Genomic DNA, 12808 nt, shown 5'->3' on the forward strand with positions numbered 1-12808 from the left:
ACACCGTCAGGCTAGCCCGCCCGGGACGCCACCCAGTCCCCGATCCGTCCCAGCAGCTCCTCCGGCGCCGCGTTCTCCGCGTGCCCCATGCCGGTCTCGACCCACAGTTCCCCGTGCTCCCCGGCGGCGGCCGCCAGCATCCGCGGGTGGTCGAGCGGGAAGTAGCCGTCCTGGTCCCCGTGCACGATCAGCAGCGGCGTGGGCGCGATCCGGGGCACCGCCTCGACGGGCGACACCGGCACCGGGTCCCACTGCCGGTGGTGGATCCGCGTCCGCAGCCCGTACCGCCCCACCAGCCGCCCGGACGGCCGGGTCACCAGCCAGTGCAGCCGCCGCATGGGGGCGGTGCCCCGGTAGAACCACCGCGCGGGCGCGCTCACGGAGACGACGGCGTCGACCCCCGCGCCGGCCCCGGTGTCCCGGCCGGCCGCGGCGTGCCGCAGCACCACCGAGCCGCCCATGGAGAACCCGACGGTGGCCACCCGGGCGTACCCCAGCTCACGCGCCCACCCCACCACCGCCGCGAGGTCGAGCACCTCCCGGTCCCCCACGGTCGACCGTCCGCCCGACGCCCCGTGCCCGCGGAAGGAGAACGTCACGACACCGCCGTACCGGGCGAAGGCCCGCGCCGCCCGCCGCACGTGCGGCCGGTCCGCGTGCCCGGTGAATCCGTGCGCGATCACGAAGACGAGATCACGGGAAGGAGGGTCCCCCGGCTCGTGCACGGAATCGACGGGCACCCCGTCCGCGGTGCGCAGGAACGTCCGCGAAGGCGCCCGGTCCCGCGTCGCCCCGGGCGTCTCGGAATACGGACGAATGGTGGATCGCGTGGTGGATCGCGCCACATGACCTGCCCGACCGGTGCTCATGTCGGCTATTGTGCTGCGAAGAGGACTCGGGCAGTGAAGCCCCCGGGTCCTTTTGTGCTTTCGGAAGCGTTGTATACGAACGCGGGAAACCGCCGGTGTACGGGCCGTCGAACGCACGCGGCAATGCCGTAAACGTCCTCGCAGGGACCGAGGAGGAACCAGACGTTATGGGCGAGCGAACCGTGCACGAGCGAACGACGACGATCCGGGCCGGTGGGGTGCGATGAGCTCTCTGCTGCTCCTGACCAACGCCCTCCAGCCGTCGACGGAGGTGCTCCCCGCCCTCGGTCTGCTGCTGCACAACGTGCGCGTGGCCCCCGCGGAGGGACCCGCCCTCGTCGACACCCCCGGCGCCGACGTGATCCTGGTCGACGGCCGCCGCGACCTCCCGCAGGTCCGCAGCCTGTGCCAGCTGCTGCGCTCCACCGGCCCCGGCTGTCCCCTCGTCCTGGTCGTGACCGAGGGCGGCCTGGCCGCCGTCACCGCGGACTGGGGCATCGACGACGTCCTCCTGGACACCGCGGGCCCGGCCGAGGTGGAGGCGCGCCTGCGCCTCGCCATGGGCCGCCAGCAGATCGTCAACGACGACTCCCCGATGGAGATCCGCAACGGCGACCTGTCGGTCGACGAGGCGACCTACTCCGCGAAACTCAAGGGCCGGGTCCTCGACCTGACCTTCAAGGAATTCGAACTGCTCAAATACCTCGCGCAGCACCCCGGCCGGGTCTTCACCCGCGCCCAGCTGCTCCAGGAGGTCTGGGGCTACGACTACTTCGGCGGCACCCGCACGGTCGACGTCCACGTACGGCGCCTGCGCGCCAAACTCGGCCCCGAGCACGAGTCGCTGATCGGCACCGTCCGCAACGTCGGCTATCGATTCGTCACCCCCGAGAAACCCGAGAAACCGGCGCGCGCCGCGGAGGACGCCCGGACCGAGGAGAAGGCGGACAGCGCGGAAACGGCCTCGTCCAAGGTGTGATAAGCCCTGCCCGCCCCGGGTATATCCGCGTAGACTCCGCGCGTGGCCAAGGTAACCAGGGATGATGTGGCGCGGCTGGCGGGGACGTCCACCGCCGTCGTCAGCTATGTCATCAACAACGGACCCCGGCCGGTCGCCCCGGCCACGCGCGAGCGCGTCCTCGCCGCGATCAAGGAGCTGGGGTACCGGCCGGACCGGGTCGCCCAGGCGATGGCCTCGCGGCGCACGGACCTCATAGGCCTGATCATCCCGGACGCCCGTCAGCCGTTCTTCGGCGAGATGGCGCACGCGGTCGAGCAGGCCGCCTCCGAGCGCGGGAAGATGGTGCTCGTCGGCAACACCGACTACATCGCCGAGCGCGAGGTCCACTATCTGCGGGCCTTCCTCGGGATGCGGGTCTCCGGCCTGATCCTGGTCAGCCACGCGCTCAACGACCAGGCCGCCGCGGAGATCGAGGCGTGGGACGCCCGGGTCGTCCTGCTGCACGAGCGCCCGGAGGCGATCGACGACGTCGCCGTCGTCACCGACGACCTCGGCGGCGCCCAGCTCGCCGTGCGCCACCTGCTGGAGCACGGCAACGAGTACGTGGCCTGTGTCGGCGGCACCGCGGAGACCCCCGCCGTCGGCGACCCGGTCTCCGACCACGTCGAGGGCTGGCGGCGCGCGATGGAGGAGGCCGGCATACCGACCGAGGGCCGCCTCTTCGAGGCCCCGTACAACCGCTACGACGCCTACCGCGTCGGCCTGGACATCCTCTCCGGCCCGGACCGCCCGCCCGCGGTCTTCTGCTCCACCGACGACCAGGCGATCGGCATCCTGCGCGCCGCGCGGGAGCTGCGGATCGACGTGCCGGGAGAGCTGGCGGTCGCCGGGTTCGACGACATCAAGGAGGCGGCGCTCGCGGACCCGCCGCTGACCACGGTCGCCTCCGACCGCTCGGCGATGGCCCGCGCGGCGGTCGACCTCGTCCTGGACGACGGCGTGCGGGTGGCGGGTTCCCGCCGCGAGCGGCTGAAGGTGTACCCGTCCCGCCTGGTGGTCCGCCACTCCTGCGGCTGCAGATGACCCGCCCCCCTCGACCGGACCCGCGGCCGCTGTCCGGACCCGCGTCCTTCATATCGGGCATACGAGGTTCTGCCGGGCTTCTCAGCACACACTCAGCTCGCTCTCATGGTCGGGCGCGAGGCTCGGAGCCATGACCGAGAGCCCCCGCCCCAGCGGCGAGTACGCAAGCCCCGCCCCGGTGAACCCCGAGTGGCCGCCCCCGCCGGCGTACGCGCCGCCCCCGCGGCCCGTGCGGGAGCCCGCGCGGGAAATCACGCAGGAGCTCCCTGTGCAGCCCGCCCGGGAACACGCGCAGGGGTTCCCGCAGGAGTCCGCGCCGCGGCCTTCGCGGAGGAAGCGCGTCCGCGGCCCGGCGGCCCTGCTCGTGGCCGTGGCGATCGTCGCGGCGGTGGTGGGCGGCGGCGCCGCCTACGGCATCCAGGAGCTGGCCGGCGGCGACCCGGCCGCCGCCGGCCCGACCGGCACCACCGTCGTACCGTCGAGCCAGAAGGGCACGGTGGCCGGCGTCGCGAAGGCGGTCACCCCGAGCATCGTCGAGATCAACGCGACCTCGAACTCCGGGTCCTCCACCGGCTCCGGCGTGATCATCACGTCCGACGGCGAGATCGTCACCAACAACCACGTCGTGTCCGGGGCCACCTCGATCGAGGTGCGCACCAGCGACGGCACGACGTACACGGCGGAGACCGTCGGCGCCGACAGCGGCAAGGACCTCGCCCTGATCAAGCTGGAGGGCGCCTCCGGTCTGCAGGCGGCCACCCTCGGCGACTCCGACGGTGTGCGGGTCGGGGACCAGGTCGTGGCGATCGGCTCCCCCGAGGGCCTGACCGGAACGGTGACCAGCGGCATCGTCTCGGCCCTCGACCGTGACGTGACCGTCTCCAAGGACGAGGGCCAGGGCCGGCAGCAGGGCGGCGGCTGGCCGTTCGAGTACGGCGGCCAGGAGTTCAACGGCGACACGGGCGGCGCCACGACCACGTACCAGGCGATCCAGACCGACGCGTCCCTGAACCCCGGCAACTCCGGCGGCGCGCTGATCGACATGAACGGCCGCGTCATCGGCATCAACTCCGCGATGTACTCGTCGAGCGGCAGCGGCTCCTCCTCGTCCGACGCGGGCAGCGTGGGCCTGGGCTTCGCCATCCCGGTCGACACGGTCACGTCCGACCTGCCGGCGCTGCGCTCCGGCTCGACGACCTGACGCGCCGCCCGCGTACCGTGCGAGGCTGAAGGCCTGACCCCGTAGAGAGCCGTGAGGAACCCCGAGCCCATGAGCCCCGCAGAAGGCGACCGTGCCCCCCAGCGCATCCTGATCGTCGACGACGAGCCGGCGGTGCGCGAAGCGCTCCAGCGCAGCCTGGCCTTCGAGGGCTACGACACCGAGGTCGCCGTCGACGGCGCGGACGCCCTGGAGAAGGCGGCGGCCCACCGGCCCGACCTGCTCGTCCTGGACATCCAGATGCCCCGCATGGACGGCCTGACCGTCGCCCGCCGCATCCGCGCCACCGGCGACACCACGCCCATCCTGATGCTGACCGCCCGGGACACGGTCGGCGACCGGGTGACCGGCCTCGACGCGGGGGCGGACGACTACCTGGTCAAGCCGTTCGAGCTGGACGAGCTGTTCGCCCGGATCCGCGCCCTGCTGCGCCGCAGCTCGTACGCGGCGGCGGTGGCCGCATCCGCCGGGTCCGACGACGTCCTCGCCTTCGCCGACCTGCGCATGGACCTGGCGACCCGCGAGGTCACGCGCGGCGCCCGGCGGGTGGAGCTGACCCGCACGGAGTTCACCCTCCTCGAGATGTTCATGGCCCACCCGCGCCAGGTGCTCACCCGTGAGCAGATCCTGAAGGCCGTCTGGGGCTTCGACTTCGAGCCCTCGTCCAACTCGCTCGACGTGTACGTCATGTACCTGCGCCGCAAGACCGAGGCGGGCGGCGAGCCGCGCCTGGTGCACACGGTGCGGGGGGTGGGGTACGTGCTGAGGCAGGGCGGCGCGGAGTGAGCGGGCTGGTCCGCCGCGTCCGCGCCCTGCCCATCCGGGCCCGGCTGTCGCTGCTGGTGGCGGCGGCGGTGGCGTTCGCGGTGGCGGTGGTGGCGGCGGCGTGCTGGTTCGTGGTGAAGAGCGTGCTGGTGAACTCGCTGGACGAGGCCCTGAAGGCGAACCGCATGAACGGACAGCAGGTGAGCAAGTACCTCGACCTGCGCACGGGCCTGTGCGCCCACGATCCCGTCACGCACGAGGAGAACCCCTTCGGCTCGTCCGTGCAGCTCGTGGACGGCGAGGGCGGGAGCTGCCTCATCATCGGCACGGAGGAGGTCCCGCTCACCGGCGCCGACCGCGCCGTCGCCGAGGGCGCGTCCGCCGACGCGCTGCACGACGCGACGGGCTCCGACGGCGGGCGGTACCGGGTCTTCACCTACACCGTGCCCGGCCTGCGGGACGTCGCCGTCTCCGCCGCGCGCCCGCTGAGCGAGGTGGACGACTCCCTCAACAACCTGGCGCTGGTCCTGGTCTTCGTCGCGGGCGCGGGGGTCGTGGGCGCCGCCGCCGCCGGCCTCTGGGTGGCCCGGACCGCCCTGCGCCCCGTGGACGAGCTGACCCGGGCCGTGGAGCACGTGGCCCGGACCGAGGACCTCACCGTCCGCATCCCCGTCGACGACGCCGACGAGGACGAGATCGCCCGTCTCTCCCGCTCCTTCAACTCCATGACGTCCGCGCTGGCCAGCTCCCGCGACCTCCAGCAGCAGCTGATCGCGGACGCCGGCCACGAGCTGCGCACCCCGCTCACCTCGCTGCGCACCAACATCGAACTCCTCACCCGCAGCGAGGAGACGGGCCGTCCGCTCCCGGAGGCCGACCGCAAGGCCCTGCTCGCCTCCGTGAAGGCGCAGATGACGGAACTGGCCGCGCTCATCGGCGATCTGCAGGAGCTGTCCCGCCCCGACACCGGCCAGCACGCGGGCCGGGCGCAGATCGTCGCCTGGCAGGACGTCGTCGAGTCGGCCCTGCGCCGCGCCCGGCTGCGCGGCCCCGAGCTGACCATCACGGCGGACGTCCACCCGTGGTACGTCAGGGCGGAGCCGTCCGCGCTGGAGCGGGCGGTGGTCAACATCCTGGACAACGCGGTGAAGTTCAGTCCGCAGGGCGGCGTGATCGAGGTGCGCCTGGCCGACGGCGTCCTCACCGTCCGCGACCACGGCCCCGGCATCCCCGTCGACGAACTCCCGCACGTCTTCGACCGGTTCTGGCGCTCCCCCACGGCCCGCGCCCTCCCGGGCTCCGGCCTCGGCCTGTCCATCGTGGCCCGCACGGTCCAGCAGGCGGGCGGCGAGGTGGCCCTGACCCGGGCGGACGGCGGCGGCACCACGGCCACGGTCCGCCTGCCGGGCGCACCGACCCCGCCGCCCGAGGTGCCCTAGGCGCGTTCGGCGGCAACCTTTCCGTGCCGGGCGGCGACCGGTCGTCGTCCCCTCCCCCACACGGAACGGATCGCCGCATGAGCGAGCACCGCAGCACGGCCCGGCACCGCAGGTCCGGGAAGATCCTGGCCGTCGGCCTCCCCGTGGCCCTGGCCACCGCCGGACTCCTGGTCCACGGAAACGGCCTCCTGCCCCAGCAGGAGGCGTCCGCCGCGTCGGCCGCCGCCCCCGCCTGGGCCACCGCCGCCGCCGACGGCTTCGCCTCCGTCGACGCGCTCGGCCAGAACGGCACGTACGGCGGCCGGGACGGCAGGACCGTCACCGTGCGGACGCAGGCGGACCTGGAGAAGTACGCCACGGCCGCCGAACCGTACGTCATCGTCGTGGCCGGGACGATCACGATGAACCCGGTCGGCAAGGAGATCAAGGTCGCCTCCGACAAGACGATCGTGGGCTCCGGCACGTCCGGGCACATCGTCGGCGGGGGCTTCTTCCTCGGCCAGGGCGTGCACAATGTGATCATCCGCAACCTGACGGTCCGGGACGCCTACCAGGGCGTCTGGAACGACAAGGAGCACGACTTCGACGCGATCCAGATGGACGGCGCCCACCACGTCTGGATCGACCACAACGACCTGCGGCACATGGCCGACGGCCTGATCGACGTCCGCAAGGACAGCACGTACGTGACGGTCTCCTGGAACAGGCTCGGCCAGAACAACAAGACCTTCGGCATCGGCTGGACCGGGAACGTCGTCACGGACATCACGATCCACCACAACTGGTTCCGCGAGACCGAGCAGCGCAACCCCTCCACGGACAACGCCGCCCACGCGCACCTCTACAACAACTTCCTCGAGGACGTCGCGAACACGAGCATCAACTCCTCGTACGGCAACTACTCGCGCGGCGGCACCCGGATGGTCCTGGAGAACAGCTACTTCCAGGGCGTGAAGAACCCGGTCATCAAGGACGCGACGGCGACGATCGTGCAGCGCGGCAACGTCTTCTCGGGCACGTCGGGACGGAACGAGAGCGGCGGTACGGCGTTCGACCCGAAGGCGTACTACCCGTACGCGCTCGACAAGGCGGCGGACGTGCCGTCGCTGCTGAAGTCGGGCACGGGCCCGCGCACGGACATCGGCACGACGGCCGCGGCGGCGGAGGTCTCCCCGAAGGCCGCGGCGGCCACGACGTTCACCGTCGCCAAGGACGGCTCCGGGCAGTACAGGACGGTCCAGGCGGCGGTGAACGCCGTCCCCGCGAACAACGCCTCCCGCGTGGTGATCTCCATCAAGCCGGGCACGTACCGCGAGACGGTCAAGGTCCCGTCGAACAAGCCGCACGTCACCTTCCAGGGCACCGGCGGCAGCCGCAAGGACACGGTGATCGTCTACGACAACGCGGCCGGCACGAAGAAGCCGGACGGCTCGGGCACGTACGGCACCTCCGGCAGCGCCACGGTCGCCGTGGAGGCCGACGACTTCCAGGCGCGCAACCTGACGATCTCCAACGACTTCGACGAGCGCGCCAACCAGTCCCTCTCCGGCCACCAGGCGGTCGCCCTGCGCACGGCGGCCGACAAGGTCTTCCTGGACAGCGTGATCGTCGAGGGCGACCAGGACACCCTCCTCCTCGACACGGCCGCCAAGGACAGGCTGGGCCGGGTCTACGTCACCAACTCCTACGTCGTCGGGAACGTCGACTTCATCTTCGGCCGGGCCACCGCGGTGATCGACCGCTCGGTCATCACGCTGAAGAAGCGCTGGGACGGCTCCTCCGCCGGCTACGTCACGGCCCCGAGCACGGCCGCGAACCGCAAGGGCATCCTCATCGCCAACTCGGCGGTGGGCGGCGACGTCTCCGACCGCACCTTCCACCTCGGCCGCCCCTGGCACGCCGGCGGCGACGCCTCCCTCGACCCGCAGACCACGGTCCGCAACACCAGCCTCAGCGCCGCGATCCGCACCACGCCCTGGACCGACATGAGCGGCTTCTCCTGGAAGGACGACCGCTTCGCCGAGTACAGGAACACCGGTTCCGGTTCGGGCGCGGCGAGCAGCAACCGCCCCCACCTGTCCGACGCCCAGGCAGCCGACCAGGAGGTCGCCGACTGGCTGGCCGGCTGGACGCCCTCGGCGTCCTGACCCCTCGCGCCCGGTCCCGCGCCCTCCTCGGCGTGGGGCCGGGCGCCTCAGTGGAAGCCGAGCATCCCGGGGGAGTCGATGTCGACCGTGACCACGCCGGACGGGTACGCCTCTTCACGGTCCGTCAGCAGAATGGACATGCCCGTGAACTCCGGACGCGGCAGGGCGCAGTACAGGGCGTGACAGGTGTCCGCGCCGCCGTAACCGTCTCGGATCATGGTTCCGACACTGACCGAGGCGACGGTGCCGAGCTCGTCGACCACGACCGATGAGAAGGACAGAACACGCTGCGCCGCGCCCGCGTCCTCGGACTCCGCCTGCGTCAGGCAGAGCGCCGGAATCCGGAGAAGGTCACCCGGGGTACGGGCCATGTTGCCCGCTAGAAGGTTCAGCGTCTTGTGCCCGTCCGCGAGAGCACGGGTGGCAGCCGTGTCCAGGATGATCACGCAGCCGCGCCCCGTGCCAGGCGAGCCTTCTCCGCGGCGAGCCGGTAGATGTTCCCCAGCACGTCAGGGGACTGATCGAAATCCTCGTCGCTGAGGTCGAGGCCGATGACCTCGCGCACGACCCGCCGGTCGGCCGCGACCCGTTCGGCGATCTGCTCCGCGGTGGGCTGCTCCGAGGCCAACTGCTCGACCAGCTGCCCGAGGGTCATGCCCCGCTCCTTCGCGACCTGGGCGAGGTGGTCGCGGGTCTGCCGGGACACCTGGATGGTGGTGTGTTCTGCCATGGATTCACCATAATCAGACCACGGCAGCCCGCACAGGCTCACCCGATCGCATCACCCGGAAGAGGGGGTGTGACACGCTTCCGGGTATGTCGACACCACCGGACGGGCTGCCCGTCTACCGCGTACTGACCGGTCCCGACGACCCGGCCTTCTGCCACCGGGTGAGCGAGGCGCTGGAGCTGGGGTACAGGCTGCACGAAGGGCCTGCCGTCACCTTCGACGGTGAGCGGGTGATCGTCGCGCAGGCGGTCGTGTGGCCCGGGTAGCGGCACGGGCACGCGTCGGGGCCGGCACGGGGCGGTGCACACCCCCCGTACCGGCCCCGACGACGGTCACCGCACGATGGTGATGCGGTCCGCCTTCGGTGGGGCGATCGGGGTCGTGGGCGTCGAGTGGGTGACCAGGTACCGCTCCAGGGCCGCCAGGTCGTCCTCGCCGACCAGGTCGTTCGTGCCCTGGCCCAGCGTCGGGAAGCCGTCGCCGCCGCCCGCGAGGAAGCTGTTGGTCGCGACGCGGTAGGTGGCGGACGGGTCGATGGGCGCGCCGTCGAGCCTGATCGAGTCCGTGACCACGCGGTCCGCGCCGGTCTTCGTCAGGTCCAGGGTGTAGGTCAGGCCGGAGGAGATCTGGAGGATCTTCGGGGCCGCCTCGTTCGCGCCGCTGACCTGCTCCTTCAGGGCCTGGACGAGCTGCGCCCCGGTGAAGTCCTGGAGGTTGACCGTGTTGGCGAACGGCTGCACGGTGAAGGCCTCGGCGAAGGTCACCACGCCGTCGCCCTCCGCGCCGCCGGCCGCGTGGGTGAGGGACGCGCGGATGCCGCCGGGGTTCATCAGCGCCAGGTCGGTCTCCGCGTCCAGCGTCCTGCCGTACTCCAGCTGCGCGTCGGCGATCAGGTCGCCGAGCGGGGACTCCGTGCCGTCCTTGACGATGTCGCCGGAGATGTAGCCGATCGCGCGGTCGCCGATGGGGGCGGCGAGGGTGTTCCACTTGTCGATCAGTCGGGTCATGTCCGGCGCCTCGGGGACGTCCCGGGTGACCACGTGGTTCGCGGACTTCACGGCCGTACGGGCGATGTCACCCGTCGCGCGGTCGTAGGTCAGCGTGGTGTCCGTGTAGAGGCGGCCGAAGGACGCGGCCGAGGTGACCATGCGGGGCTTGCCCGCAGGGTCGGGGATGGTGCACACGTACGCGTTGTGGGTGTGGCCGGTGACCAGCGCGTCCACCTGCGGCGAGACGTTCTTCGCGATGTCCGCGATCGGGCCGGAGACGCCGGCGCCGGCGCCCGGGGAGTCGCAGTCGTAGTTGTAGGAGGACGAGGCCGGGAAGCCGCCCTCGTGGATGAGCGCCACGATCGACTTCACGCCCTGGCGCCGGAGCTCCTCGGCGTACTTGTCGATCGTCTCGACCTCGTCCTTGAAGGCGAGGCCCTTCACGCCCTCCGCCGAGACGATGTCCGGGGTGCCCTCCAGGGTCACGCCGATGAAGCCGACCTTGACGCCCTGCTTCTTCCACACCCAGTACGGCTCGAGGAGGGGCTTCCCCGTCTTCTCGTCCAGGACGTTCGCCGCCAGGTACGGGAAGTCGGCGCCCTTGAACCGCTTGTCGGTGTAGCAGCCCTCGGTGGGGTGGCAGCCGCCGTTCTGGAGGCGGGCCAGTTCCTTCGCGCCCTCGTCGAACTCGTGGTTGCCGACGCTCGTCACGTCGAGGTCGAGCTTGTTCAGCGCCTCGATGGTGGGTTCGTCGTGGAAGAGGCCCGAGAGGAGCGGGGAGGCGCCGACCATGTCGCCGCCGGCGGCGGTGATGGAGTAGCGGTTGCCCTTGCGCGCCTCGCGCAGGTGGGTGGCGAGGTACTCCACGCCGCCCGCGTCGACGGTCTTCGTCGTGCCGTCGGGCTGGAGTTCGGTGACCCGGCCGGAGGAGCCGGACGGCGGCTCCAGGTTGCCGTGCAGGTCGTTGAAGGACAGCAGCTGCACGTCCTGGTAGCGGCCGGGGTGGGTCTTCCCCTTGCTCCCGTGGCTCTCGCCCGCGGTCGCCGACCCCGGCAGGGCCGCCGCGGCCAGCGCGCCGGCGGTGAGCACACCGGCGGCGGTCGCGAGGAGACGGTTCGTACGGCGTCTGCGGCGCTGGTGGTGCGCCGGGGATGTGGCTGGCATGCGCCCCCCTGTGGGTCCGAATGGGTACCGGCGCAGCCTAGAGTCAACGCGCGTAGCGCAACAGGGTGTCCAGGGTTACGGCCTGGTTGAGGTTTCGTCGACACCGCCGCTGTCCGTTTTGGGGCCGCCTCCCCTTAATCTCGTACGCATGACCAGCGACGACTTCGCACGGCCCGGCCGCCCCCGCTCGCTCCAGACGTACGCCGCGCTCGGCCCCGAGCAGACCGGGGCGGTGCTCGACCTGCTCGCGGAGGCCGCCCGGACCGACGGACAGCAGGCGGTGTCCGAACAGGGGCGGCTGCAGCTGCGCGGCGGGGAGCGGGACGGGGTCTCGCACCTGCTGCTCTCCGTCGACGGCGAACTCGTCGGATACGCCCAGCTGGAGGACACCGATCCGGTGGAGCCGCCGGCCGCCGAGCTGGTCGTGCACCCCTCGCACCGGGGCGGCGGCCACGGGCGGGCGCTCGGTTCGGCGCTGCTCGCCGCCTCCGGGAAGCGGCTGCGGGTGTGGGCGCACGGCGGCCACTCCGCCGCCCGGCACCTCGCGCAGGTCCTCGGGCTGACGCTGTTCCGGGAACTGCGTCAGATGCGGCGGCCGTTGGCCGGCCTCGACCTGCCCGACCCGGTGCTGCCGGAGGGCGTGCGCGTCCGTACGTTCGTGCCGGGGCGGGACGACGCCGCCTGGCTCGCGCTGAACGCCGCGGCCTTCGCCCACCACCCCGAGCAGGGCGCCCTCACCCAGCGCGACCTGGACGACCGCAAGGCCGAGGCGTGGTTCGACCCGGAGGGGTTCTTCCTTGCGGAGAAGGACGGCCGGCTCGTCGGCTTCCACTGGACCAAGGTGCACGCGGCGGAGCGCCTCGGTGAGGTGTACGTCCTCGGGGTGAGCCCCGACGCCCAGGGCGGCGGCCTCGGCAGGTCGCTGACCACGATCGGGCTGCGGCACCTGGCGGAGCGGGGACTGCCGACGGCCATGCTCTACGTCGACGCCGACAACAAGGCGGCGGTCTCCGTCTACGAGCGCCTCGGCTTCGTCACGCACGAGACGGACCTGATGTACCGGACGGAGACCTGAGTCCGCGGAAGGTGACGCGGCGCCCCGGTTCCGTCGCGCACACCGCGCCCACCACGACCGCCGCGTACAGCAGTGCCGCCCACCGGTCGTGGGCCGCCGCCCACCTCGGGTCGCCCGGGGCCACGAACAGGGCCCGGCTCCCGGGGGCCGGCGGCGGACCCAGGACCGTCAGGACGAGCAGGAGCCCGGCGACCGTCCGACCCGGCCGGGTGCCGTCCCCGCGGTGGATCGCGAGCGCCGCCCCCGCCAGGGCGAGGGCGAGGGCCGTCGCCGCCTCCAGGGTGGTCCCGGCGGCCGGGGGCGTACGGGCTCGGGCACCAGGGGCGGCGCGGCGGTCCACCACACGGCGGCGACCGGGACCACGAGG

13 protein-coding genes are annotated in these 12808 nt (G+C 72.4%); 8 read left to right on the plus strand and 5 right to left on the minus strand.

The features are described from left to right. Window positions 1-11: 11 nt before the first annotated feature. Entirely contained in the window at window positions 12-869 is an 858-nt protein-coding gene (locus ACZ8ZB_RS15730) for an alpha/beta hydrolase (RefSeq protein ID WP_470738360.1), read from the minus strand. Between the two features lie 223 nt (window positions 870-1092). On the opposite strand from ACZ8ZB_RS15730, the gene ACZ8ZB_RS15735 reads away from it, so the two are divergent. The 6 genes from ACZ8ZB_RS15735 (at window position 1093) to ACZ8ZB_RS15760 (ending at window position 8483) form a co-directional block, all read left to right on the plus strand. Beyond that, window positions 1093-1848: a response regulator transcription factor gene (locus ACZ8ZB_RS15735; RefSeq protein WP_470738361.1), complete on the plus strand. Its 756-nt coding sequence runs from the start codon at window positions 1093-1095 to the stop codon at window positions 1846-1848. 42 nt (window positions 1849-1890) lie between these two features. Beyond that, entirely contained in the window at window positions 1891-2913 is a 1023-nt protein-coding gene (locus tag ACZ8ZB_RS15740; RefSeq protein WP_470738362.1) for a LacI family DNA-binding transcriptional regulator, read from the plus strand. Between the two features lie 130 nt (window positions 2914-3043). Further along, window positions 3044-4114: a S1C family serine protease gene (locus tag ACZ8ZB_RS15745; RefSeq protein WP_470738363.1), complete on the plus strand. Its 1071-nt coding sequence runs from the start codon at window positions 3044-3046 to the stop codon at window positions 4112-4114. A gap of 69 nt (window positions 4115-4183) precedes the next feature. Next, window positions 4184-4918: a response regulator transcription factor gene (locus ACZ8ZB_RS15750; protein WP_470738364.1), complete on the plus strand. Its 735-nt coding sequence runs from the start codon at window positions 4184-4186 to the stop codon at window positions 4916-4918. Next, on the plus strand, window positions 4915-6336 hold the full coding sequence (locus tag ACZ8ZB_RS15755; protein WP_470738365.1) for a sensor histidine kinase: 1422 nt from the start codon (window positions 4915-4917) through the stop codon (window positions 6334-6336). Before ACZ8ZB_RS15750 ends, ACZ8ZB_RS15755 begins: the two co-directional genes overlap by 4 nt. A gap of 77 nt (window positions 6337-6413) precedes the next feature. Further along, a complete protein-coding gene (locus ACZ8ZB_RS15760) occupies window positions 6414-8483 on the plus strand; it encodes a pectinesterase family protein (protein WP_470738366.1) in 2070 nt (689 codons plus the stop codon). 47 nt (window positions 8484-8530) lie between these two features. Here ACZ8ZB_RS15760 and ACZ8ZB_RS15765 read toward each other — a convergent pair whose 3' ends face one another. Further along, window positions 8531-8929: a PIN domain-containing protein gene (locus ACZ8ZB_RS15765; RefSeq protein ID WP_470738367.1), complete on the minus strand. Its 399-nt coding sequence runs from the start codon at window positions 8927-8929 to the stop codon at window positions 8531-8533. Next, the gene (locus ACZ8ZB_RS15770; RefSeq protein ID WP_470738368.1) at window positions 8926-9213 is read right to left on the minus strand and encodes a hypothetical protein; all 288 of its coding nucleotides are present in this window, start codon (window positions 9211-9213) and stop codon (window positions 8926-8928) included. Before ACZ8ZB_RS15770 ends, ACZ8ZB_RS15765 begins: the two co-directional genes overlap by 4 nt. 86 nt (window positions 9214-9299) lie before the next feature. Here ACZ8ZB_RS15770 and ACZ8ZB_RS15775 point away from each other — a divergent pair, with 86 nt between their 5' ends. Continuing rightward, window positions 9300-9479, plus strand: coding sequence for a DUF1737 domain-containing protein (locus ACZ8ZB_RS15775; protein WP_386013502.1), 180 nt, complete (start codon window positions 9300-9302; stop codon window positions 9477-9479). A 66-nt stretch (window positions 9480-9545) separates the two neighbouring features. Here the strand turns inward: ACZ8ZB_RS15775 and ACZ8ZB_RS15780 are convergent, their stop codons facing one another. Then, complete coding sequence (locus tag ACZ8ZB_RS15780; RefSeq protein WP_470738369.1) at window positions 9546-11366, minus strand: bifunctional metallophosphatase/5'-nucleotidase; 1821 nt, start codon at window positions 11364-11366, stop codon at window positions 9546-9548. Between the two features lie 148 nt (window positions 11367-11514). On the opposite strand from ACZ8ZB_RS15780, the gene mshD reads away from it, so the two are divergent. Further along, window positions 11515-12441 carry a mycothiol synthase gene (mshD, locus tag ACZ8ZB_RS15785; RefSeq protein ID WP_470738370.1) on the plus strand — a complete coding sequence of 309 codons (927 nt, stop codon included), beginning with the start codon at window positions 11515-11517 and terminating at the stop codon, window positions 12439-12441. Here the strand turns inward: mshD and ACZ8ZB_RS15790 are convergent. Then, window positions 12401-12784 (minus strand): hypothetical protein, encoded by a 384-nt coding sequence (locus tag ACZ8ZB_RS15790; protein ID WP_470741661.1) that lies wholly within the window; start codon window positions 12782-12784, stop codon window positions 12401-12403. The genes mshD and ACZ8ZB_RS15790 overlap by 41 nt on opposite strands. Window positions 12785-12808 lie beyond the last annotated feature (24 nt).

This window comes from Streptomyces sp. 12E (assembly GCF_055633275.1).